Source organism: Teichococcus deserti (genome assembly GCF_001982615.1).
Classification (GTDB): Bacteria; Pseudomonadota; Alphaproteobacteria; order Acetobacterales; family Acetobacteraceae; genus Pseudoroseomonas; species Pseudoroseomonas deserti.
Map to the genome: position 1 here is coordinate 1 of NZ_MLCO01000175.1, position 23,078 is coordinate 23,078.

Annotated in this window: 21 protein-coding genes and 1 pseudogene; 7 read left to right on the forward strand and 15 right to left on the reverse strand. The window is 71.9% G+C overall.

Annotation, left to right across the window (positions count from 1 at the left end; translation table 11 throughout):
- Window positions 1-96 precede the first annotated feature (96 nt).
- Window positions 97-1,200 (forward strand): annotated as a pseudogene (locus BKE38_RS17195) (trans-sulfuration enzyme family protein); the annotation flags it as partial.
- A 3-nt stretch (window positions 1,201-1,203) separates the two neighbouring features.
- Here the strand turns inward: BKE38_RS17195 and BKE38_RS17200 are convergent.
- From BKE38_RS17200 to BKE38_RS17225, 6 genes are all read right to left on the reverse strand, one after another.
- Window positions 1,204-2,958: an alpha/beta hydrolase gene (locus BKE38_RS17200; RefSeq protein WP_076958504.1), complete on the reverse strand. Its 1,755-nt coding sequence runs from the start codon at window positions 2,956-2,958 to the stop codon at window positions 1,204-1,206.
- Between the two features lie 6 nt (window positions 2,959-2,964).
- A complete protein-coding gene (locus BKE38_RS17205; RefSeq protein WP_083747624.1) occupies window positions 2,965-3,909 on the reverse strand; it encodes an amino acid--[acyl-carrier-protein] ligase in 945 nt (314 codons plus the stop codon).
- Window positions 3,906-5,129: an acyl-CoA dehydrogenase family protein gene (locus BKE38_RS17210; protein WP_076958505.1), complete on the reverse strand. Its 1,224-nt coding sequence runs from the start codon at window positions 5,127-5,129 to the stop codon at window positions 3,906-3,908. The genes BKE38_RS17205 and BKE38_RS17210 overlap by 4 nt, the downstream gene beginning before the upstream one ends.
- Complete coding sequence (locus BKE38_RS17215; RefSeq protein WP_076958506.1) at window positions 5,126-5,377, reverse strand: acyl carrier protein; 252 nt, start codon at window positions 5,375-5,377, stop codon at window positions 5,126-5,128. Before BKE38_RS17215 ends, BKE38_RS17210 begins: the two co-directional genes overlap by 4 nt.
- Window positions 5,378-5,590: 213 nt before the next feature.
- Complete coding sequence (locus tag BKE38_RS17220) at window positions 5,591-7,243, reverse strand: M28 family metallopeptidase (RefSeq protein ID WP_076958507.1); 1,653 nt, start codon at window positions 7,241-7,243, stop codon at window positions 5,591-5,593.
- Entirely contained in the window at window positions 7,240-8,265 is a 1,026-nt protein-coding gene (locus tag BKE38_RS17225) for a ketopantoate reductase family protein (RefSeq protein ID WP_076958508.1), read from the reverse strand. The genes BKE38_RS17220 and BKE38_RS17225 overlap by 4 nt, the downstream gene beginning before the upstream one ends.
- Before the next feature lie 119 nt (window positions 8,266-8,384).
- Between BKE38_RS17225 and BKE38_RS17230 the strand changes: the two genes are divergently transcribed.
- From BKE38_RS17230 to BKE38_RS17245, 4 genes are read left to right on the forward strand one after another with little or no spacing between them, the layout of a single operon-like run.
- Window positions 8,385-9,140, forward strand: coding sequence for a GntR family transcriptional regulator (locus tag BKE38_RS17230; protein ID WP_083747625.1), 756 nt, complete (start codon window positions 8,385-8,387; stop codon window positions 9,138-9,140).
- Window positions 9,137-9,901, forward strand: a complete 765-nt coding sequence (locus BKE38_RS17235) for an SDR family NAD(P)-dependent oxidoreductase (protein WP_076958509.1) — start codon at window positions 9,137-9,139, stop codon at window positions 9,899-9,901. The genes BKE38_RS17230 and BKE38_RS17235 overlap by 4 nt, the downstream gene beginning before the upstream one ends.
- Window positions 9,902-9,928: 27 nt before the next feature.
- A complete protein-coding gene (locus tag BKE38_RS17240; protein WP_076958510.1) occupies window positions 9,929-10,918 on the forward strand; it encodes a Bug family tripartite tricarboxylate transporter substrate binding protein in 990 nt (329 codons plus the stop codon).
- Window positions 10,919-10,966: 48 nt separating this feature from the next.
- Window positions 10,967-11,458, forward strand: a complete 492-nt coding sequence (locus BKE38_RS17245) for a GAF domain-containing protein (protein WP_076958511.1) — start codon at window positions 10,967-10,969, stop codon at window positions 11,456-11,458.
- Window position 11,459: 1 nt separating this feature from the next.
- Here the strand turns inward: BKE38_RS17245 and BKE38_RS17250 are convergent, their stop codons facing one another.
- The 3 genes from BKE38_RS17250 to soxR all read right to left on the reverse strand — a co-directional run bounded on the left by BKE38_RS17250 (window position 11,460) and on the right by soxR (window position 14,435).
- Window positions 11,460-12,437, reverse strand: a complete 978-nt coding sequence (locus tag BKE38_RS17250; RefSeq protein WP_076958512.1) for a Bug family tripartite tricarboxylate transporter substrate binding protein — start codon at window positions 12,435-12,437, stop codon at window positions 11,460-11,462.
- Between the two features lie 20 nt (window positions 12,438-12,457).
- The gene (locus tag BKE38_RS17255; protein ID WP_076958513.1) at window positions 12,458-13,828 is read right to left on the reverse strand and encodes an LLM class flavin-dependent oxidoreductase; all 1,371 of its coding nucleotides are present in this window, start codon (window positions 13,826-13,828) and stop codon (window positions 12,458-12,460) included.
- Between the two features lie 148 nt (window positions 13,829-13,976).
- Complete coding sequence (gene soxR, locus BKE38_RS17260; protein ID WP_076958514.1) at window positions 13,977-14,435, reverse strand: redox-sensitive transcriptional activator SoxR; 459 nt, start codon at window positions 14,433-14,435, stop codon at window positions 13,977-13,979.
- 104 nt (window positions 14,436-14,539) lie between these two features.
- Between soxR and BKE38_RS17265 the strand changes: the two genes are divergently transcribed.
- Complete coding sequence (locus tag BKE38_RS17265; protein ID WP_207553597.1) at window positions 14,540-15,250, forward strand: SDR family NAD(P)-dependent oxidoreductase; 711 nt, start codon at window positions 14,540-14,542, stop codon at window positions 15,248-15,250.
- A gap of 217 nt (window positions 15,251-15,467) precedes the next feature.
- On the forward strand, window positions 15,468-16,922 hold the full coding sequence (locus BKE38_RS17270) for a hypothetical protein (RefSeq protein ID WP_076958516.1): 1,455 nt from the start codon (window positions 15,468-15,470) through the stop codon (window positions 16,920-16,922).
- Window positions 16,923-16,981: 59 nt separating this feature from the next.
- Here the strand turns inward: BKE38_RS17270 and BKE38_RS17275 are convergent, their stop codons facing one another.
- The 6 genes from BKE38_RS17275 to BKE38_RS17300 all read right to left on the reverse strand — a co-directional run.
- The gene (locus BKE38_RS17275; RefSeq protein WP_076958517.1) at window positions 16,982-18,481 is read right to left on the reverse strand and encodes a lyase family protein; all 1,500 of its coding nucleotides are present in this window, start codon (window positions 18,479-18,481) and stop codon (window positions 16,982-16,984) included.
- Window positions 18,482-18,740: 259 nt separating this feature from the next.
- Window positions 18,741-19,049, reverse strand: a complete 309-nt coding sequence (locus BKE38_RS31545; protein WP_131829628.1) for a hypothetical protein — start codon at window positions 19,047-19,049, stop codon at window positions 18,741-18,743.
- A gap of 253 nt (window positions 19,050-19,302) precedes the next feature.
- On the reverse strand, window positions 19,303-20,049 hold the full coding sequence (locus BKE38_RS17285; RefSeq protein WP_076958519.1) for a response regulator transcription factor: 747 nt from the start codon (window positions 20,047-20,049) through the stop codon (window positions 19,303-19,305).
- A 322-nt stretch (window positions 20,050-20,371) separates the two neighbouring features.
- Complete coding sequence (locus tag BKE38_RS17290) at window positions 20,372-20,563, reverse strand: hypothetical protein (protein ID WP_076958520.1); 192 nt, start codon at window positions 20,561-20,563, stop codon at window positions 20,372-20,374.
- A gap of 114 nt (window positions 20,564-20,677) precedes the next feature.
- Window positions 20,678-22,741, reverse strand: a complete 2,064-nt coding sequence (locus BKE38_RS17295) for a methyl-accepting chemotaxis protein (RefSeq protein ID WP_076958521.1) — start codon at window positions 22,739-22,741, stop codon at window positions 20,678-20,680.
- A 72-nt stretch (window positions 22,742-22,813) separates the two neighbouring features.
- Window positions 22,814-23,078 (reverse strand): glutathione S-transferase C-terminal domain-containing protein (locus BKE38_RS17300; RefSeq protein WP_367595898.1); only part of this gene is annotated, 265 nt, incomplete at its 5' end.

The following is a 23,078-nucleotide window of genomic DNA, read 5'->3' on the forward strand; positions in this document are numbered from 1 at the left end:
TATTTTAGCGCCCCGGCAACCCACGAGATCCTCCCGCGTAGAATCGTCGGCAGCGTCGGATGTGTATAAGGGACAGCCACCCGCCTCGCCAGCCTCGGCCACTACGCCGACCCGGCCAGCGGCAGCCTGGTGCCGCCGATCCAGCCCGGGGTAACCGCGCTGGGCCATGGCCCGGCCGAGCTGCCCGACATGGCCGGCTTCTACGCCCGCTCCGGCAATGCCGCCGCCGGGATGGCCGAGGCGCTGCTGGCCGAGCTGGAAGGTGCCGCGGCGACGGCCTGCTTCAGCGCCGGCGCCGCCGCGGCCCAGGCGGTGCTGGCCGGGCTGCAGCCGGGCGACCACCTGCTGCTGGAGGCCGCCGGCTATTACGAGTTCCGTGAGGTCATCTCGCGGTTCTGCGCCCGCTGGGGCATCGCGGTCAGCCTGGTCGACATGACCGACCCGGCCGCCGTGGCCGCCGCGCTGCGCCCCGGGCAGACGCGGCTGGCCTGGGCGGAGCTGCCGACCAACCCGCTGTGGCGGGTGCCCGACATCGCCGGCCTGGCGAGGCTGGTCCACGGGGCGGGCGGGAAGCTGCTGGTGGATGCGACGGTGGCGACGCCGGTGCTGGCGCGGCCGATCGCGCTCGGCGCCGACTGGGTGCTGCACTCAGCGACCAAGTACCTGAACGGCCATGGCGACCTGGTGGCCGGCGCGCTGTCCTGCGCCCGGCTCGATGACGATTGGACAGAAATTCTGCGCCACCGCACCGCCGCCGGCACGCTGCTGCCACCCTTCGAGGCCTGGCTGCTGCTGCGCGGCATGCGCACCCTGGCGCTGCGGGTCGAGGCCGCCAGCCGCACCGCCCTGCGGCTCGCCACCTGGCTGGCGACGCAGCCGGCGGTCAGCGCGGTGCATTACCCCGGACTGCCCGCGCATCCGCAGCACGCCTTGGCCGCCGCCCAGCTCGAAGGCGGCTTCGGCGCCATGCTGTCCTTCCAGCTGACCGGTGGTCGCGCCGCCGCGCTGTGGGTCGCGGAACGGACAAAAATCTTTCGCCGGGCGACCTCGCTGGGCTCGACCGAAAGCCTGGTCGAGCATCGGCGCAGCACGGAAGGCGACAGCTCGCTCTGCCCCGACGACCTGCTGCGCCTGTCCATCGGCATCGAGCATGCCGGCGATCTTCTGGACGACCTGGCCGCGGCGCTGGCCGCGGCCTGACGGCTACTTCACCGCCGCGATGATCGCATCCACCCGGTCCAGCAGCTCCCGCCGCATGGTCCGGTTGGAAAAGGTGTGGTCCGCCCCGGGGACCAGGACCAGCGCCATGCCGCGCAGCCCGGCCAGGTGCTTGCCGCCATCGCCGAAGTGGGATTCCAGCTCTTCCAGGCCGGTATCCTGGTCGCTGTAGACGAAGCTGACCCCGGTGCCGCGGGTCGAGAGCGCCCGCAGCCAGCCGGCGACGCGGCCCGGGCCCAGGATGCCGGCGAGGCGCGGCGGCAGCACGCGGCCGGCATGCGCCATGCTGCGCACCACCGAGCGCTTCCAGGCCATCTTGTAGCGGTTCGGCGTCACCGCCCGCAGCATGTCGAGGGCGCTGGCGCCGTTGCGCCGCGCCTCGATCAGGGCGCGCCACTGGAAGGTCTGCCGCTCGGCCACCGTCTGGCGGCGGGAGGGCACGGCGAAGGTGCGGCCCTCGGTCCAGATGAAGCGCTGCAGGTTGATGACCACCGCATGCTTGATGCGGGCATCGGCCAGCGCGGCATGCAGCGCGGTCCAGCCGCCGGCGCAGTTGCCGGCGATGACGACCGAGGGAAAGCCCAGCCGCTGCATCAGGTCGAGGGCGGCGCGGCTGTCATCGACCACCGCCGGCTGCTGCACGATCTTGACCAGCGGCAGGCCGTCGGGGTTGTGGCTCTCGCCATGGGCGCGGGCGTCGTAGCGCAGCACGGCCATGCCGGCCGCCGCGGCGCGGCGCGCCATGATCACCGACAGGCGGCCGTTGCCGACATGGTGGTTCACGCCGGTGTTCAGGATGACCAGCGCCGGGCCGCCGGGGGCCAGGCCGCGGGCCGGCAGGGTCAGGGCGCCGACCAGCCCGTCATTCGGGCCGAAGCAGACGGTCTCTTCCGTGCCGCCGCCGGCGAGCTGGATCACCGGGCGGCCGGCAGGCTCGGGGACGGTCGCCAGGCTTTCGGGCGCGTCCTTGGCCAGGAACTGGATGATGGCGTCGAAGGCGGGCTCCGGCACCTTCACCGCATGCGCCTCGGCGACCAGGTCGTCATAGCCGTCGGAGGCGATGGTGCGCGCATCCGGCAGCGACAAGGCGGCCTTGCCGGCGGCCTCGGCGATGCGCGGCTGGGCCAGGATCAGCACCGGGCGCGGCGGGGCAGCGGCCAGCAGCGCCGGCAGGTCGAGGCCGGACAGCGCCGCGATGGCGGCGTCGGTCCAGGGGAAGCCCAGGAATTCCGGCCCCTCGGGCCCGCGGTCGGATTGGACGCGCATCTCGCGCCCGTGCAGCCGGCCGGAGAGCACCGGGTAGAGCAGCGCCAGCGGCGCCGCATCCATCCGCGCGGCAGCCAGGCCCGCGACCATGGCCCCCATCCGCATGCCGAGGACCGAGACCTCGGCCGCGCCGGACAGCCGCTTCAGCAGCGCCGCCGCCTCGACCGCCGTGTCGGCGCAGACAGAAAAGTCCGGGGGGAGTTCCTCGATGCCGTCGCTGCTGCCCTCGCCCGGATGGTCGTAGCGCAGGACAGACAGCCCCGCCTCGGCCAGGCGTGCAGCCAGCTCCCGCCAGGGCCGGCGCGAGCACAGCGCCTCGTAGCCATCCGGGGCCAGCATCAGCACGGCGCGGCCGGTCGGGCGCGCGGCGGCATGGAACCAGCCGGTGCAGCCGCCGAAGGCCACCGGCAGCGGGCGCGGCGCCGCCGAGGCGCGGGGCGCTTCGACGGCGGCGGGGAGACTACCCTCGGGCATGGCGGCTCAGGGCCAGAGCGCGGCGCGGACTCCCGCCGGCCAGGCCGACAGCTCCGGGCCGTGGTGGCGGAACAGTGCCAGGGTCAGCCGGTCGATGCCATAGGCGCCGCAGGCGGTGTGGGCGACGGCGCCATCCTCCGTCTCCAGCCCCCATTTGGCGCCCATGCTGTCCAGGTGCAGGTTCACCGAGGCACAGGCGGTCGGCTTCACCGGGTCGGAGACATGGATCAGCAGCTCCATCTTCAGCTCGAGCTCGAGCTGGCTGCGCGCCATGATCTTGCCGATGCGGCCGAAGAAGGGGTCGTTGGCCGGCTCGATCGTGTAGGGCAGCTGCAGCATCGCCGCCATCTCGCCCATGCGGGCCAGCCACTGGTCGCGATGCGCCTTCGCCCCGTCCGGCGTGCCGTAGAAGACGCATTCGCGCATGCGGAACATCAGCATGCGGCAGGGATCGGGCGACGGCTCGTGGCGGAAGCACCAGGCCTCGACGGCGACGCGCTTGCCGTCCATGGCGACGGGGCCGCGCTGCGCCACCTGGCCATAGGTCAGGTAGCAGGCGGCCGGGATCATCGAGACCTCGGACGGCTCCTGCTGGCCGGTCCAGTCCTCGCCCGCCTCCATGCTGGCGACCAGGCGGCGATGCCCGGCCTCGTCGCCGCAGAAGCAGGAGATGGTCCCCGCCAGCTGCGGGAAGGAGCGCATGTAGCCGGTGCGGGTCAGGGTGCGCAGCGGCATGGCCGGCGGCGGCATCATGACCTCGGCGTCGTCGCCGGCCATCTGCCGCGCCATCAGCATCTCGACGCCGCGGGCGGCGTCCTCGAAGGCGCCGGAGCGCAGCATCAGCCCCATCCCCCCGCCATCGAGCAGCACGCCGGCGGCGAGCAGCGCGTCGCGGAAGACTTCCGGCCGGCCGGCCTCGGCCGGCATCCGGGGGGTGATGACGTCGCTCACAGGAATCTCCCGAGTTGCGGGCGCGGGCCCAGCATCAGCGTGGCGGAGGCGGCGCGGATGGCGTCGTTCGGCACCATCAGCGGCGCCGACCACAGGTCGCGCAGGTGGCGCGACAGGGCATGCGCCCCATCGACGCGATAGCCGGCCAGGCCGGCGGCGATCAGGCACTGGCCGACGGCGTCGAGCGTCGCCTCGGACACGGCCGTCTTCAGCATGTTCACTTCGGCCGGGCGCATCTCGCGCGACTGCGCGCTGCCCGGCTCGCCATAGCGGCGCAGCGCCGAGGCCAGCAGCGCCTCGGCCGCCAGCAGCCGCTCGGTCGCGGCGGCCAGGCGCGGCGTGCCGGGGGCGCCGGCGGCGCTGCCGCCCGACTTGCGCAGCTTGCCCTTCACCGCGGCGCGGGCGCGGTCCAGCGCGTCGGCGGCGATGCCGATCCACAGGCCGGCCCAGAGGATATGCGTCACCGGCGTCATCGTCTCGGTGGCGATGCTGCCGAAGCCGGTCGACAGCGCCTGCTCGGCCCCGGCGCGGGCGCGCACGACGAAGGCCTCTGAGCGGGTGCCGCGCATGCCCATGGTCTCCCAGCCGCCGGTGCGCTCCAGCCTGTAGTCGTCGGGGCCGAGCAGCCAGAGCACCTGGTCGGCCTCGGCGGCGTCGGGGGCGCGGCGGGCGGAGAGCAGCAGGGCGCTGGCATGGGCGCCGTAGGAGATGTTGGTGGCGCGCTTGACCAGATGCGCGCGCTGGTCCGGATCATCGGCCGCAGCCGGCTCCGGCGCGCAGAGCGAGCGGCGCAGGTTGCCGCCCACCCCTTCCTCGGAGGTGACGGAGGCCAGCAGCAGCCCGTCGCGCACGGCGCGCGCCAGGTATTCGCGCGGCCAGGCGGCGTCTCCGGCATGGGCGACGAGGCAGGCCATCTGGCTGTGATGCATGGCCAGCACCATGCCGGCCGAGCCGCAGCCGCGCGCCACGGCGAAGCAGTCGCGCACCGCATCCGCCAGCGTGCCGCCGGGCCCGCCCATGGCGGCCGGCACCAGCATGCCGAGTCGGCCGGCCTGGCGCAGCGCCGCGATCGCCTCGGCCGGGAAGCGGCCCTCGCGGTCGACGGCCTCGGCATGGGCGGCGGCGACGGCGGCCGGACCCTCGATGGCGCCCGGCAGCGGCGCCGTGCCGGACGCGCTCTCCGCCGCGATCGCCTCGGCAAGGCCCCCCGGGCTGGTCACGCGGCGGCGCCCAGGCTCACCAGCAGGTCGCGCAGCGAGGCGACCGAACGGAAGGAATTGCGGGTCAGCGCCTCTTCCGGGAATTCCAGGTCGAAGCGGGCCTCGAGGGCCAGCATGACGTCGACCGTCATCAGCGAGGTCAGGCCGCGATCGAACAGATCGTCCTCGGCGCCGATGGCCTTGGCGTCGGTGGAAAGCCGCGCGCGGCTGGCGAGCGCATCCCGCACCGCCGTCTCAATACCCGTCATCAATCCCCCCGAGGCCTGGATAAGTGCTTGTTCAGGCCGGAAAAACCCACGCGGCGGCGCCGGCTCCGGGTGGAGATCCACCCCGCGAGAAACGGCGACGCCACGACCCTTGAGCACCCTTCCACAAGAAGATCAATGATTCGTTACTGGGCAGGCTCGAAGGGGAGGCCGGGCTTCGGGGCGAGCGGGGCGATGGTCACCCCGCCCAGGCTGTCACCAGGCGGCGCGCAGCAGCCGCAGCTGCTCGGCCAGGCGGTTGCGGCAGCGGCGCGCCTCGACGGCGGCCTGCTGCCAGGCCTCGCTGCGGGGTTCCGCGCCGGCCAGCCGGTGCAGCGGCCGCAGCGCCGGCGAGGCGCCGAGCGGCAAGGCAGGGTCGTGGGCGAAGCGGTCGCCGGTGGTCTGCTCCAGCGGCACCAGGCTGCGCGACAGCCGCATCAGGGCGGCGTCACGATCAACCTCCGGCAGGCCGGCCACCGCCGCGGCACGGTCGCGCAGCGCCTGCGCCTCGGCGAGCAGGGCCGAAAGATCGACAGCGTCGCCCAGCCTCGCCGCCAGATCCTCGATCTCGGCGACCAAGGCAGACGAATTGCCGCGATAGTCGAGCGGCAGCACGGCGTCGCTCAGCAGCCGCCACAGCGCATGGGCATAGACGCGGGTGTCGCGCACCAGCAGCGTCTCGTCGATCTTGTCCAGCAGGTCGTCCGGCGTGTGCCACCACCAGCCGAGCGCGTTGCGCATGGCCACGCCGCCGGGCGCCTGCTCGCTGAGCGTGGTGAACAGGCTCGGCAGGCCGATGCCGTGGAAGGACTGGTCGGCATTGCGTGCCGGGCGCTTGCCGCCGAAGGGCTGGCCGCCCTCGGCCTGCAGCGCCGCCTCGGCGAGCGCGGCCAGTTCCGGGCTGGCGGGGGCGTTGGACAGAAGGGTCGCGCCGGTGCCGCCGGTGGAATCGATGTTCACATGCACGGCGCAGCGGCGGTCGAGCTCTTGCCAGTGCTCGTCGGCATACCAGGCGGAACCGGAATAGCGCCCCTGGGAATGGCCCGACCAGAAGCACAGGCGCAACCCCCGCTTCCAGCCGTCGCGATGCTGCGCGACCAGGCGGGCCGCCTCCAGCATCGAGGCATTGGCGGCGCCATTGTCCATCACGCCCTCGTACCAGGTGTCGTGATGGCCGGAGAACAGGATGAAGGGCGCCTCGGCGCCGGTCGGCGCGTCGAGCTCGGCGACCAGGATCGGCGTCGGGCGCCAGCCGGCATCGATCTCGGCCTCGATGACCACCTCAGGCGCCTCGCCGGCGGCGAGACGCGCCATCAGCGCCTCGCCCTCGGCGCGGTCGATGCTGGCCGCCACGGTGCGCGGCAGCTGGGAGAGGGTCTCGGGCGAAGGGCTGCCCCAGAGCGGCGAGATGCACATCTCGTGGAGATGCGCATGCGGGCTGACATGCAGCTGCGCCACCGCGCCGGCGCGGGCGGCGCGCGCCGCGACGGCCGGGCTGGCGATGCCCTCGACCAGCAGGATGCAGCCGGCGAGGTCGCGCCCCGCGAAATCGGCCTCGCCCCCGGCGCCAAGATGCACCAGCCGGCCGCTTGTGCCGCCGGGCGGGGAAGCCAGCGCCATGGAATGGGTGATGGCGCGCAGCCCGCGGCCATCGACCGTGACGCGGCAGGCGCCGGGCAGGCTGACATAGGCGTCGTGCAGGAGCATGCGCGTGGCATAGCCATAGGAAGCCAGGCGGAATTTCAGCCCCTCGAGACTTTCCCGTTCCGGCGGCGTGCCGGCCAGCTTCACGAAGCGCGCCAGGTGGCTCAGCGTGTCCATCAGCCTCGCGCTGTCGACGCCGGCGGCGAGATCCTGCGCGGCGATCATGCCAGCGCTCCCAGCTCTTCGGCGAGGCCGTCGCCGATCTGCCGCTCGCCGCGCTCGACCGCGGCGATCAGCGCTACCAGCCTGTCGACCAGCGGCGTTGGCAGGCCGTGCCGGCGCGCCGCCGCCTGCATCGGCGCCAGCTGCGCGCCCGCATCGGTCGGCCGCTTGCGCACCGCCAGGTCGCGCCAGATGCCGCTATGCGACTTGGCCGAGCCGCGGTTGTAGTTTTCCATCGCCACCATGGAAGCCTGGATCGCCGGCTCGTCCTGGTCCAGGAAGGCCGCCGGATCGAAGCCGTTGAAGCCCAGCGGCGAGACGCCTTCGGCGCGGGCGATGGTCAGCACCTCGCGCACCAGCGCCCGCAGCATCTTCGCCCTCGCCGGATCGGCGATGTAGTCGGCGATGGAATCATTGGTCAGCGCCGAGGACTTCAGGATGGCGCCATAGCCCCCCTTCCCCCAGAGATAGCCAAAGATATTGTCGCTGAGCACGGCGTCCTCGTCGAATTGCAGCATCAGCTTGTGCAGCGCCGTGATGCGCGGCGTGGTGGCGCCGTCCAGCTCGCCCACCACCACGGCGCCGCGGCCGCCATAGGTGATGCGGCCCGGGGCGATATAGTCGGCGCCGAAATTGACGAAGGCGCCGATGGTCCGCGCCCGGCCGACGATGTCGGCGATGATCAGCTCGTTCAGCCCGTTCTGGCAGGAGACGACGGCGCCGTCCGCGGCCAGATGCGGCAGCAGCGCGCGGGTCGCGGCCTCGGTGTGATGCGCCTTGACCGCCAGCAGGATCAGGCGGTGCTGGCCGGTCAGCTGCGCCGGGGTCACCGCGCGGGCGGGCATGGTGAAGGCGGCGACCGGGCCGTCGATGGTCAGCCCCTCGGCATTGATGGCGGCGACATGCTCCTCCACCACGTCGACGAAGGTCACGTCATGGCCGGCGCGGACCAGATACGCGCCGATGGTGCCGCCGATCGCGCCGGCGCCCCAGATGATGATGGATTCCGAAACCGGTCCCGCCATGGCGCATCTCCCCTGAATGGCTGGCTCCGCTCTGCACCCACCCGGAATGTCCGTCAATCCAGTGAATTTCGTCTGACAAATTGATTGACACCTGTCGGACGAAGCCTGAGGCTCCCGCCATGTCCGCGGCCCTGCCTCTCGAAAGCCTGCCTGCTTCCAACAGCCAGAAAGCCGTGCCGTCTGAGGCCGAGGCGGCGGGCAGCGTACGCGCGGCGGTGGCCTGTCAGTTGCGACAGGCGATCGTCTCCGGCCGCTACCGCGCCGGGCAGCGCCTGCCGGAGCGTGAGCTCTGTTCCGTGACCGGTGCCGCCCGCAGCTCGGTGCGGGAGGCGCTGCGCCAGCTCGAGGCCGAGGGGCTGGTGACCATCATCCCGCATCGCGGCCCGGTGGTGCGGCCGCTGCCACTGGAGGAGGCGCGCCAGACCTATGCCGCCCGCGCCCTGCTGGAGGGGCATGTCGGCCGGCTCTGCGCGCAGCACCGCACCACGGCGCAGCTCGCCGCGCTGGACGCCGCCATGGACGCCATGGAAGTCGCGGCAAAAACCTTCGACGGGCCCGGGGTGATCGACGCCAATGCCGCCTTCTACGCCGCCATGACGGCGGGCGCCGGCAATGCGGTGATCGCCGGCATGCTGAAGTCGATCCACAACCGGTTGGCGCTGCTGCGCTTCAGCTCGGTGCAATGGCCTGGCCGCGTGGCGCAGAGCATGGCCGAGAACCAAGCCATCCTGGCCGCCATCCGCGCCGGCGACGCCGACGCGGCGGAGGCTGCCTGCATCCATCATATCGAGGCCTCGGCCGCCATCGCGCTGGTCATCCTGGCCGCCCGGCATGGTCAGGACGAGGCGGTTCCGCTCCAGGGAAAGAAGCCGTGAGTCTTGACTTCTCGGGCCGCGTCGTCGCGGTCACCGGCGCCGCCGCCGGCATCGGCCGCGCCGTCGCCCAGTCCTTCGCCGCGCGCGGCGCGCGCGTCTTTGCCACCGACATCGACGCGGCGCTGCTGGCGGAGACCGCTTCGCGCCAGACAGGGATGTCCACCGCCGTGGTCGACCTGCGCGACCGCGCCGCCGCCGCGCGCTGGATCGCCGCGGTCGAGGCCGAGGCGGGCGGCGCCATCGACATCCTGGTCAACAATGCCGGCGGCACGCTGGGCCAGCAGCAGAGCGCCATCGAAGACGTCGAGGATGCGGCCTGGGACGCCATCTTCGACGTCAACCTGAACGCCGCCTTCGCCCTCTGCCGCGCCGCGGCGCCGGCGATGAAGCGCGCCGGCCAGGGCCGCATCGTCAATATCAGCTCCGGCGCCGGGCTGCGGCCGTCGCGCACCGGCATCCAGGCCTACACGGCCGCCAAGCATGCGGTGATCGGCCTGACCCGGCAGCTGGCGCATGAGCTCGGCCCGCATGGCGTGACGGTCAATGCGGTGGCGCCGGGGCTGATGCTGACCGGCGTGCCCGCCGTCACCCGGCAATGGGAAGGCTATGGCGCCGAGGGCCAGAAGCGCGTGCTGGAGGGCATCCCGCTGCGCCGCATGGGCACGGCCCAGGACATCGCCGACAGCGTGCTGTTCTTCGCCTCCGACCTCGCCAGCTTCGTCACCGGCCAGGTGCTGCCGGTCAATGGCGGCTCGCACTAAGCCGCCACGCCCAGGGGATTGTTCAGCATGACCATGCTCGCCGCCAGCCGCCGCCGGCTGCTCGCCCTCACCGCCGCCGGCCTTGCCATGCCGCAGATCAGCCGGGCGCAGTCCTGGCCGTCGCGGCCGATCCGCGTCATCGTGCCCTTCGCCACCGGCGGCGGCACCGACGTCACCATGCGCATGCTGGCGCCGAAGCTGTCCGAAATTCTCGGCCAGTCGGTGGTGATCGAGAACCGGCCCGGCGCCGGCAGCACCGTGGGGACCGACTTCGTCGCCAAGTCTGCCCCCGACGGCTCGACCTTCGTCCTGGCCACGCTGTCCTCGACCGGCATCGCCGTCGGCCTCTATGCCAACCTGCCCTATGATCCGGTCAAGGACCTGGCGGCCATCGCGCCGACGGTCTTCATCCCGATCTGCCTGGGCGTCACCGCCAAGGGCTGGGACGTGCGCGACCTCTCCGGCTTCGTCGCCGCGCTGAAGGCCAGGCCGAACGCCTATTCCTACGGCAGCAGCGGCGTCGGCACGACCGGCCATATCGCCTCGAGCAACTTCCTGCGGCAGGTTGGCGCCCAGGCCGAGCACGTGCCCTATCGCGGCGCCGGGCAGAGCTTCACCGCCCTGGTCTCGGGCGAGACGCAGTTCACCCACGACATCCCCAGCCTGCTGAAGCCCTTCCACGAGGCCGGCCAGGTGCGCTGCCTCTTCGTCAACACGCCGGAGCGCTCGCCGCTGATGCCGGACATGCCCACCGCCGCCGAGGTCGGGCTGCCGGACTACAAGGCCTATTCCTGGTACGGGCTGTTCGGCCCGGCCGGGACGCCGAAGCCGATCCAGGAACGCCTGGCCGCCGCCGTCGACACGGCGCTGGCCGACCCGGCGATCAAGGCGCGGCTCGACGAGCTCGGCACCCCCGGCATGCGCGGCTACACCCCCGACCGCTTCGCCGCCTATGTCGCCGAGGAAGTGAAGATCTGGGCGCCGCTGGTGAAGGCATCCGGCGCCCGGGTGGAATAAGCCCGGCAGACCCGCTATGCCGGCCGCGAAGCAAGGAGGACCCGGACGATGTTCGAGGCACGCCCCATCGCGGCCGGCAGCAAGGCCGAGTTCCACGCCGAGCTGGCGCAGCAGGCCGAAGCCCTGCTGCAGGGCGAGCGCGACATGATCGCCAATGCCGCCAATCTTTCGGCGCTGATCTTCCACAGCCTGCCGCAGCTGAACTGGGCCGGCTTCTACTTCCTGCGCGAGGCGGGCGAGCTGGTGCTCGGCCCCTTCCAGGGCAAGCCGGCCTGCGTCCGCATCGCCCGCGGCCGCGGCGTCTGCGGCGCGGCGGCCGAGCGCGGCGCCTCGGTGCTGGTGCCCGACGTGCACGCCTTCCCCGGCCACATCGCCTGCGACGCCGCCTCCCGCGCCGAGCTGGTGGTGCCGGTGGTCGGCAAGGACGGCGTCCTCGGCGTGCTCGACCTCGACAGCCCGGTGCCCGACCGCTTCGACGCCGCGGACCAGGCCGGGATCGAGAAGCTGGCAGCGATCTTCGTCGCCGCCAGCGGGCTGTAGATCAGCCCTCGACCTCGATCTTCGCCGCCTCGATCACGCCCTTCCACAGATCGACCTCGCGCTGCAGGAAGGGCGCGAAGTCGCGCTCCGGCAGCGGCGCTGCGGTGAAGCCCGAGGTGGCATAGGCCTCGCGCACCTTGGGCAGGGCCAGCGCCTTGGCCGCCTCCTCCTCCAGCCGCGCCAGGATCGCCGGCGGCAGGCCCGGGGGCGCCACCAGCCCGTACCAGTTGCTGACGTTGAACGCGCCGGCGCGGCCGTTCAGCACCGGGGTCGCCGGGCTGCGCGGCCAGGCCTCGGCGGTGGAGACCGCCAGCAGCTTCAGCACGCCCTGGTCGACCATCGGCCAGACCGCGGCGTCGCTGAAGCCGACATCGACCGTGCCGGCGGCCAGATCCGCCAGCAGCGGCGAGGTGCCGCGATAGGGCACATGCAGCATGTCGGTGCCGAGCCGCAGGTTCAGCAGTTCCATCGCCAGATGCGGGCTGGAGCCGATGCCGCCGGAGCCGAAGCGCACCGCCTGCGGCTTGGCGCGGGCCCAGGCCAGGAAGGCGTCGAGATCAGCCGCCGGCAGGTCCTTGCGCGCCACCAGCAGCAAAGGGCTGGTGGTCAGCCGGCTGACATGGGTCATGGTCAGCGGCGTGTAGGGGGTGCGGCGCAGCAGCGGGCCGATGGTGACGTTGCCGGCGCTGGTGACGCCCAGCGTGGTGCCGTCAGGGGCGGCGCGGAACACCTGCTCGATGCCCAGCGCCCCGGCGGCGCCGGCCTTGTTCTCGACGACGACCGGCTGGTTGAAGACCGGCGCCCAGGCATCGGCCAGCACGCGGCCGACCAGGTCGACGCCGCCGCCCGCCGGGAAGGGCACGATGATGCGGATCGGCCGGTCCGGCTGCCAGCCGGTGGTGGCCGCCGCAGCGCCGCGCAGGATGACGGGGGTGGCGAGCAGGCCGAGCGCCGCGCGCCGTGGCAGGAGGGACATCATGGCCAGGGGCTCCGGCGGGGTCAGTTCGAAGGAAGCGCGGGGGTGCCGCGCGAAGCACGTTCGGGGCGCGCCAGGCCGAGATGCTCGCGCAGCGTCGCGCCGCTGTACTCGGTGCGGAACAGCCCGCGGCGCTGCAGCTCCGGCACCACCAGGTCGGTGAAGGCACGGAAGCCGGCGGGGAAGGTCGGCGGCATGACATTGAAGCCGTCGGCGCCGCGGCCCTCGAACCATTCCTGCATGCGGTCGGCGACTTCCGTGTGGCTGCCGACGATCATGTGGTGGCCGCGGGAGACGGCGATGCGCTCATAGAGCTGGCGGATGGTCAGGTTCTCGCGCCTGGCGAGATCGGCGATGACCTTGAGGCGCGCCTTGCCGACATCGGTGTCCGGGAGCTCCGGCAGCGGCCCGTCGACATCGAACTTCGAGAAGTCGAAGCCGCCGGTGAGGAAGGAGAGCAGCGACAGCCCCACATCCGGATGCAGCAGCTTTTGCAGCTCTGCCATCTGGTCTTCGGCTTCAGCGCGCGTGCGGCCGACGACCGGAAAGAAGCCGGGCAAAACCTTGACGGCGTCGGCGTCGCGGCCGGCGGCGGTCAGGCGTGCCTTGATGTCGGCATAGAAGGCCTGCGCCTCCGGCAGCGTCTGGCTGACCGAGAAAATGACTTCCGCCAGGCGCGCGGCCAGGTCGCGGCCGGCCTCCGACCCGCCGGCCTGCACCAGCACCGGATGGCCCTGCGGCGGCCGCGCCAGGTTCAGCGGGCCGCGGACGGCGAACTCCTCGCCGCGATGGTTCAGCACATCCAGCTTGGCCGCGTCGAAATAGATGCCGGATTCCGCGTCGCGCTCGAAAGCGTCGTCGGCGAAGGAATCCCAAAGACCCTTGGTAACCTCGATGAACTCGGCGGCGCGGCGATAGCGGTCGGCATGCGCCAGATGGCTCTCGCGGCCGAAATTCCAGGCCTCGTTGGCGTTGGAGGTGGTGACGATATTCCACCCCGCGCGCCCGCCCGACAGATGGTCCAGCGTGCCGAAGCCGCGCGCCGTGTGGTAGGGCTCGGCATAGGTGGTGGAGCCGGTGGCCACCAGCCCGATCCGCTCGGTCACCATGGCCAGCGCCGAAAGCAGCGCGATTGGCTCGAAGATATTGGTGCGGCTGGTGCGGCGTACCGCCGGCCAGTCGGTCTGCGTCACGCAGTTGTTGTCGGCCAGGAACAGCATGTCGAAGCGCGCGGCCTCGGCCAGCCGCGCCATCTCGGCGTAATGGCGGATATTCACCGGCGCATCGGCCTGGGCGCCGGGATGGCGCCAGCCGGCGATGTGGTGGCCGGTCGACAGCAGGAAGAGGCCAAGACGCATCTGGCGGGGGGTCGTCTGGCGGGGGGTCGCGAACATTCAACGGTTCCTGGACGGTCTTAAAGGCGACGTCCCCGTTCCCCTGCCGGCCCTTCTTGCGCGGTGCCGATCCTGTGGCGGCGGATATAGGTCGCGCCGGCTGGTTCGGCAACTCCGCGCCGGGATTTTCACGATAGAATATAGTGCTTCACTGCCCTTTCGGCTGCAGCAGCCGCGGCCCGGCGCCCTCCTGTGCCATGCGGTCGGCCGGGTTGCGCAGCGGGCAATCCGGCAGCGACAGACAGCCGCATCCGATGCAGCTGTCCAGCTGGTCGCGCAGCTGCAGCAGCCCGTCGATCCGCTGCTGCAGCATGGCGCGCCAGTCGGCCGACAGCCGCTCCCATTCGGCATGGCTCGGCGCGCGGCCCTCCGGGATGGCGCGGAAGGCCTCGCGGATCTCGGCCAGGGAAATGCCTGCCCGCTGCGCCACGCGGATGACGGCGATGCGCCGCAGCACCTCGCGCGGATAGCGCCGCTGGTTGCCGCCACTGCGGCTGACGCTGATCAACCCCTTGGCCTCGTAGAAATGCAGCGTCGAGACGGCGACCCCAGCGCGCCGCGCCGCCTCGCCGACCGACAGCACGCTCCTCGGCCGCGTCTCGCCCATGGCCCTTGACCTTAACCTAGGTTGAGGTCTTATGGGGGCGTCGGCTTGCCCTCGCAAGCTCCCGGGCGTGCCGCCCGGGCCCCGCCCTGCCGGAGCCGATGCCCATGCCTGCCGATCAACGCCTCGCCCTGGTCACTGGCGCCAATCGCGGTCTGGGCCTGGCGGTGGCCCGCGGCCTGGCGCGGCAGGGGGCGCATGTGCTGCTGGGCTGCCGCAGCCTGGCGCGCGGCCATGACGCCGCGGCGCGCCATGCGGAGGCCGGCTGGCTGCAGCCGGTCCTGCTTGACGTCACCGACGACTGGTCGATTGCGGCGCTCGCGGCACTGATTGGCCGTGAATACGGCCGGCTCGACATTCTGGTGAACAATGCCGGCGTGCAGAGCGAGCGCGATCCCGAATTGACGCTGCGCGAGAATTTCGAGGAGAGCTTCGGCGTCAATCTGCTCGGCGTCGCGCTGGTGACCGAGGCAATGGCGCCGCTGCTGGCGCGCTCGCCCGCGGCGCGGGTGGTCAATGTCTCCGACCGCGCCGCCAGCCTGGTGCGGCGCAGCACCACAGCCTCGGCCGGCGGGGCCATGTACCTCGCCAGCAAGGCGGCGCTGAACGCGCTGACGCTCAGCCAGGCGCAGGCGCTGGCGCCGCAGGGGATCAAGGTGACCGCCGTCTGTCCCGGCCCGATCGCGACGGCGGCCAATGCCTGGGCAGCGCCGCGCAGCGCGGCGCAGGGCGCCATGGTGGTGCTGCGCCATGCCCTGCTCGGGCCAGAGGACGCGAGCGGCATCTTCGCCGGCGAGGAAGGGCTTCTGCCCTGGTAGACTGCCTGCCCACGGTCGCTCGCGGTTTTGTCGGCTGGATTCTCGCAAGCCCGGCGCTGGCGATGATACCGGTGACGGTTGCGCTGCAGCAGGGAGGCCAGCCCAGGCTGATGCGGAAAATCGCGGGGCTGCCACGGCACCGGAGCGAGTTTCGCCTGTTCGCTGCGCCTCATCTCTCGCATGTTCCGCGTTGCATCACGGAAGCAGGAGTACGGGCATGACCCAGGGCCGGGACCATCTCCCGCAACGGGATCTGGCGACGGCGCTGGCGGAGGACCCCCCTTCCGAGACCGCGCCGGTCTTCGTCGACTTCGACCACACGCTGCTCGGCGGCAACAGCACCGAGCTCTATATCCTGTCCTGCCGGCCGCATTGGATGGCCGCCGCCATCGATTTCCTGGTGCGCGATCTGATCCCGTGGCGGCTGACCGGCCTGCCGCATTGGTTCCGGCTGCGCGACTATGTCTGCTGCCTGCTGCTGATGCTGCTGATGCCCTGGACCATCCTGGCCTGGCGGCGCCGGGCGCCGGCGCTCTTCGCCGCCCGGGCGAGCGACAGCGTGGCCGAGGCGCTGGCGCCGATCGACGCGTCGCGCTGCGTCATCGTCAGCTTCGGCATGGCCTGGCTGATCCGGCCGATGCTGCGCGGCAGCCGCTGGGACGGCGTGGCGCTGCTGGCAACGCCGCTGACACCCTCGCGAAGCGCTTTCTCGCGCGGCAAGCTGGCGCTGCTGGACGAGGCCTATGGCCGCCGCGCCGTCGCCGCCTCCACCGCCATCTCCGACTCGCTTGACGACCGCGACCTGCTGCTGGCGGCGCGGCAGGGCATCCTGATCCCGCCGCAGGGCGAGACGGTGGCGGCCGCCGAGCGCCGCTACTTCCCGCTGCGCTACAGCATCCGCGCCAAGTATGGCCTGCTGCACATGCTGGACAAGGTGCTGCTGGTCGACTTCGCGATCCTGCTGCTGGGCACCTCGCGCGACCTCGACGACCTGCTGCGGCATGCCATCAGCATCCCCTTCCTGCTGCTGTCGCTGCATTGCGTCTACGAGATGGGCTATTTCGAGAACGACATGGTGGCGGCCAAGCGCGAGGCCAAGCCGACGCTGAGCAAGGAGGTCGCGCGCTTCCGCGACTATCCGATCCAGCCTTCGGGCTGGGTCTGGGCGATCGGCCTCGGCGTCGTCGGCTGCCTGGCCGCGGCCTTCACCCGCTCGACCTCGAGCCTGGAGCTGCTGCCGGCGATCACCGCCTGGGTGATACTGATGGTGCTGCTGCGGCTGGCCTTCCACTTCTACAACCAGCAGCCGGTGCAGGGGCGGCTGCCGCTCTATGCCGTGCTGCAGATGATGAAGTACCTGCCGGTCTTCTTCCTGATCCACCCGACCATGATGGGCGTGCTGCTGGCGCTCAGCCAGGTCGCCATGATGTGGATCGTCTACATCGTCTATCGCAGCGGCGGCGACCACAAGACGCTGCCGAAGGAGATGATCCGCGCGCTGTTCTGGGCGGTGGGCGCCGGGCTGCTGGCCACCACCGGGCGCTACAGCCTCTGGGGCAGCCTGCTGCCGGTCGGGCTGATCGCCGTCTGGTGCCTGTTCCGCCTGGCCAAGCCCCGGCTGATGGAGCTGGCCAAGCGGCGGCCTTCGCCCGCGCTGACGCGGGCGAAGTAGAGCGTGATGGCGTGAGGCGGTATCACCGAACCGTCTAAATCACGCGAAACAGCAAAGAACTACCGCGGCAGCAGCGCCGCGAAGTCGGCATCCAGCCGGGCGAGCGAGGCCGCGATATGGCCCCGCCGCCCGGCGATCCATTTCTCCTGATCGCTCAGCGCCGTGCCGGCCGCGGCCAGCATCCGGGTCATCTCCGCCGGCTGCGGCCCGCCGCTGGTGGCGCGCGCCGCAACGATCGCCGCCGGGTCCAGCGCCTGCCGGAAGGCGGCCTCGGTGATCGGCAGCGGGCCGCCCTCCACCTTTATCTCGCGCAGCGTCTCGGCATAGATGCGCTGCGCTTCGGCATAGGGAAAATCGCTTGGGCGGATGTCATGCGCCTTGGCGAAATCGACGATCTCGGACGCGAAATGATGGCCGACGCGGAAGGGCAGGCGGTGCTCGCGCATCAGCAGGTCGGCCAGCTCCTGGCTGGCGGTCCAGTCGCTGTTGAGCTCCTCCAGCGCGCGCTCCGGGCTGATCACCAGCGCGCCCAGGATGCGATCCCATTGCTGCAGCAGCCGCACCGTCGCCGCGATCATGGTGCTGTTGTCGCGCACGCTCTTGGCGTCGGCCATGCCGGGCGGGATGTTGTGCGCCTGCATCACCCGCCCCATCGCCAGCGAGATCACCGTCGAGGCCTGGCTGCGCGTGTCGTTCAGCAGGCCCGGATTGCGCTTCTGCGGCATGGCGCTGGAGACATAGGTGTTGCCGCCGCCCTCCTGCAGCAGGATCCAGGGCCGTGACTGCGCGTATTGCGTCATCACGTCCTCGATGAAGCTGCCGGCATGCAGCGCGATGCCGGTGACGATGGCGCCGGCCTCCACCGGCATCTCGGCCGAGGCGATCTGGCTGGCGTCATAGGCATTGTCGACCAGCGCGCCGAAGCCGAGATAGCCGGCCATGCGCGCCCGGTTCAGCGGCCAGCCGGTGCCGTTCAGCACGGTGGTGCCCATCGGCGAGCGGTCGACACGGGCATAGGCCTCGCGGATCCGGTCGGCATCGCGCGTAAGACCAGCGATATGGCCGAGCAGATAGTGGCCGTAGCTGTTGGGCTGCGCCGCGACGCCGTTGGTGTAGTTGGGCACGATGGTGCCGGCATGCTGCCCGGCCAGGCGCAGCATGGTCGCCGTCGTCCTGCGCAAGGCGTCCGCCAGCTGCAGCAGGTCGTCGCGCAGGATGGCGGCGCGGTAGGTCGCATGCATGTCCTGGCTGGAGCGGCCGGCATGCAGCAGCGTGGCTTCCACCCCCGCGGCCTCGATCAGCAGCGGCTCGAAGGTGATGACGGTGGAGGGTCGCCGCGCCCCCGGCGCCGCCCCTGCCTTGAGCACGGCCGCCAGCCCGCCCGCGATGCGCGGCGCGACGGCGCGGTCGAGCAGGCCTTCCTCGGTGTTGATCACCGCGGTCGCCTTGTTGATCTCGCCGAGCCAGAAGAACTCGTCCTGGCGTGGTGCTTGCGCCTGCGCGGTGCCGAAGCCCGCGATGAAAAGCCCGGCCATCAGGCCGGCCCTGAGCGTCCGCATTCCTCTTCTCCCCGGTGTGGACGAGGAGGATAGGCGTCGCGCGGTCCCTGGCAACTCAGCGCAACAGCGGCGCCAGGCAGAGCCTCATCGGCAGGCCAGTGACGCGCTGGCCCAAGCCGCGCAGCGCCAGCGCGGCCTTGGCGCTGGCCGTCGAAGCGCAGCGCGTTGACGCTGCCGGACTGCAGGCTGGCGATGCCGCTGCGCGCCAGGATGCTGACGCTGGCATCGTTCAGCGGATCGCCGCCGCAGCCGACCGTGGTCAGCGTGACGCTGCCCAGCCGCGGCAGGCGGATCTGCGGGGTGCTGCGCGGGAGCCCACCGGGCCCAGCACCAGCGCGCCCTCGACCGGCGGCGCGGGCGTGGTCACCGCCGGCGCGATGGCCATGACCTGGGCCGAGACCAGCGCGCCGGCGGCATTGCCCAGCGTCGTCAGCTGCGTCGCATGGCCGCCGCCCATCACCGCCGCGGCGCGCAGCAGCTTCAGCGCCGAGCGCGTCGCATTGGCGTCGCCGCGGCGCGGCTCAGCGCCTGAGGCTGACCGTTTTCGGTCACTGCCCCGCGCACTCACGACGTCGTAAGCAACATGCGAAGGAGTTCGGAAGGAAACGCTCAGCTGGCTGATCCTGCAGTCAGATCACGGCTTTGACGCTGATTTTGTTCGACGTCGTGGGCGACAAACGGTCTGTGTCAGGCCGCGCGCCGACGCCCGGCGAATGTCGCCCGTGTTGTGCTGGGACTGTCCGCCGGTGTCGGAACGGATCCGGACCGTTCCGATGACACCTCTTATTGCCTCGGGGCTCGGCCGGAGGGACCGGCTACCTTCAGTCTTCCGGAAATCCGGTGAAGACGTAGCCCACCGCGCGGATGGTGCGGATGGTGCCGCCCAGCCGCAGGTCACCCAGCTTGCGACGCAGGCCAAGGATGCTGTTGTCCACCGCGCGGTCGCCGAAATGCCAGGGCCGGCCGAAGGCGATCTGCGACAGCGCATCGCGGCTGACCGATTGCGGGCTGGCTTGGTGCAGCGCGGCCATGATGCGGAACTCGGCCAGGCTCAGATGCACGCGGCTGCCATCCGGGCGCCACAGCCCGCCGCCGCGCGGATCGAAGCGCCAGCCGCTGCCGGCCGGCGTCGCAGCGGCGGCGCGGGGCGGCGCGGGGGCGGCGCCTTCCGGCCGACGACGCAGCCGGGCGCGCAGCCGCGCCACCACCTCGCGCCCCGAGATCGGCTTGACCAGGAAGTCGTCGGCGCCGTTCTCCAGCCCGAGGATGCGGTCGACCTCGCTGACATTCGCGGTGATGACCATGATGGTGGCATCGGTCGCCTGGCGCAGCTCCGGCAGGCGGGAGACGGTGTCGACCCGGCCCAGCCGCTGGTCGAGCAGGATGGCGTCGGGCGCCTCCTCCGCCATGATGCGCTGCAGGTCGTCCCAGGAATGGCCGGCGCGGCCGCGGAAGCCATAGCGGCCGACGGTGCTGCAGAGCTCCTCGGCCCAGGCGGGCTCGTCGTCGACGACGAGGACCAGAGGGTCGGGCGGCGTGCCGCCCGCATCATCGCCGGGCGGGCTCACGGCGGCGCCCTCCCGAAAGATGGAGAGGGACAGCCCCCCCGCGGCGGCTGGACGGCAGGGCGCGTCCCTGCCCGTGCCGGAACGGCAGAAGATGACAGGTTTGTCGGCAACATCATGGGACCATGCGGCAGCACGGACGGACAAGCAACGATCCATGCCGGGGTTGCAGCACAACGCCCGGCAATTTTCCCGTCCGATCAGTCGACTACAGACTCTGTTGCGAAGAGTATCGTCCTGTGTCGACTCTACTGTCGCCGGTCTTTCCGGCCTGGTGATTTCTTCAAGCCGGGCGATGGAAGAATGCGTGAAATCCGCAATCCGCTCAGGCAACGATGCGGGGGGCTGGGCGGCGTCTGGGCGCGGGCGGCACCGCCAGCAGCGGCAGCGGCACGATGGGAGGCTGGCCGGGGCGCGAGGCCGGGTCCTGCGCGAAGCTGCGCCGCCACCAGCCCGCACCCTCCGCGCCGAGAGGATCGGAGACAGGCGCCGGGCGCGGCGTGTCGATGCGGGTCATGGCGGCGGTTCTTTGCTAAGGATGGCAAAGCGCGTAACCGTCGCAACGGCAAAAGGTTGCAGGGACCGGAAAAATTACCGCCCCCTGCTGCGTCTCAGGTCAACTTTGCCCGCCTCAGGCCGCCCGCACCTCCGCCACGAAGGTTCCGACCCGCTCGGTCAGCTGCTCCGACTGGCGCGCCAGCTCGGAGGCGGCGGCCAGCACCTGGGTCGCCGCGGCGCCGGTCTCGGTCGAGCCCTGGCTGACGGCGGAGATATTGGCCGTCACCTGCTCGGTGGCTTCCGCCGTGTGCTGCACGGTGCGGGCGATCTCGCTGGTGGCGCTGCTCTGCTCTTCCACCGCCGCCGCGATCGCGACCGCGATGCTGCTGACCTCCTCGATGGTGCGCGAGATGGCGCCGATGGCGGTCACCGCCTCGCCGGTCGCCAGCTGGATCTGGCCGATCTGGCTGCTGATCTCCTCGGTCGCCTTGGCGGTCTGACCGGCCAGCGACTTCACCTCGGAGGCGACCACGGCGAAGCCCTTGCCGGCTTCACCCGCACGGGCGGCTTCGATCGTCGCGTTCAGCGCCAGAAGGTTGGTCTGCCCGGCGATGTCGCTGATCAGCTTGACCACGTCGCCGATCTTCTGCGCGCCGACCGCCAGCACCTGGACGACGCCGTCGGTGCGCTGGGCGTCTTCCACCGCGCGCGAGGCGACGGCGGTGGCCTGGCCGACCTGGCGGCTGATCTCCTGGATCGAGGCGGCGAGCTCCTCCGCCGCGGCGGCGACGGTCTGCACGCCGCTGCTGGCCTCGCCGGCCGCGCCCACGACGGTGCCGGCCTGGCGGTTGGTCATGGCCGCCGTGTCGCTCATCGAGCGGGCGGTGGCCTCCAGCTCGGAGGAGGCGGAGGAGACGATGGAGGTCATCTCGCCGACCCGGCCCTCGAAGTCGCGGACGAGGGATTCGAGATGCTGGGCGCGGCGGACCCGCTCGGCCTGCGCCTTGCCGGCGGCTTCCTCCATGCGGCGGCGCTCGACGGAATTGGCGCGCAGCACCTCCACCGCCTCGGCCATCTCGCCGACCTCGTCGGCGCGGCCGCGATGCGGCACCGCGATCTCCAGCTCGCCGGCGGCGATGCGGCCGACGCCCTCGGTCAGCTGGCGCACCGGGGCGACAAGGCGCTTCAGCAGCAGCACGACCGACAGCACCGCCGCAGCGCCGACCAGCAGGGCCAGGGCCAGGGCACCGGAGAAGATCATCAGCGCTCGGTCGGAGGCCGCATCGGTCAGCGCGATGGCGTCATCCAGCGCGGCGTCACGGAGAGACAGGATCTCGGCCTGGGACTTCACCGACCAGGGGCGGAACTCGGCCACCGTGGTGCCCCAGTCGACCTTGCCCTGGATCAGCGCGGTGCGGCCGAGGACCAGCATCTGGCGCCAGCGCGGCTCCAGCTCGGCCTGGATGGCGCGCTGCGCCACCACCGCCTGCTGCAGCCGCTCGGCATTCGGCAGCTCGGCGATCAGCCGCTGCGCGCCGGACCAGGCCTGCTCCATCCGGCCGGTGAAGACCAGCATGTCGTCATAGGCCTGCGGCGTCACCGCCAGCCCGCCGACCCAGGCCGTGACGGGCACGCTGCGGCGGCCGATGAAGTCGCGGAAATCCATCGCGGCGCTGGCGACCTCGACCAGCAGGGCGGCGCCGGGGGCGGTGGCGGTGACGCGGTCGGCGGCTTCCGTCGCCAGGCGGCGCAGCGCCTCGACCGACTGGTTGCGCGTCTCCTGCGTCACGTTGGGCAGGTTGGCGTCGCGCTGCTCCAGCGGCTTGGCCATCTCGGCATGGGCGCGGGCGCGCACCTGCTGGATGCGGGCCAGGGTGTCGCGGGCGAGCGCCGCCTGGAAGCCGGCCTCGGTCGCGGTCGCCGCGGCGGCCTGCAGGCGGCGGTCGGTCTGCAGCGCGGCCTCGCGCAGCACGTCGAGCTGCGGCACCGGCATGCGCAGGTTCGAGGCGAAGGCGCCGACCTCGACGGCGATGGCGGTCTGGGCGCGCTGGGCGTCGCTGACGGCATCGGTGGAGCGCTGGCCTTCCTCGGCGCGCTGCCAGGCAGAGAAAGCATTGGAGGACAGCCAGAGCGAGGCGCCCGCACCGGGAACCGCGACCCCGCAGAAGCAGGCCAGCAGGAAGGTACGGATACGCATGCGGCAGAGTCCCCGAGAAGTGTCGTCCTTTGTCGGCTCTGCGCTGGTTTGGTTGCCCAAATCTTAATCCGGTTAATGATTTCCGGCGGGTGATGCCGGCGGTGGACGTGTCGCCTGCATCGCGGGCCGCGCCGCCATCCCTGCCTCCCACCGCGCCAAGGCCGGCCGCCCTTCGCGCCAGGCCAGCCCGGCGAAGCGGAAATCGAGATAGCCCAGCGCGCAGCCCACGGCGATGGCGCCCAGATGCGGCGGGCCAGCCAGCGCCGCGGCCTCGGCCTCCAGCGCGTCCAACCCCTGGCGCGAAGGGCGGCCGGCCTTGGCGCGGTGGGAGGCAGGG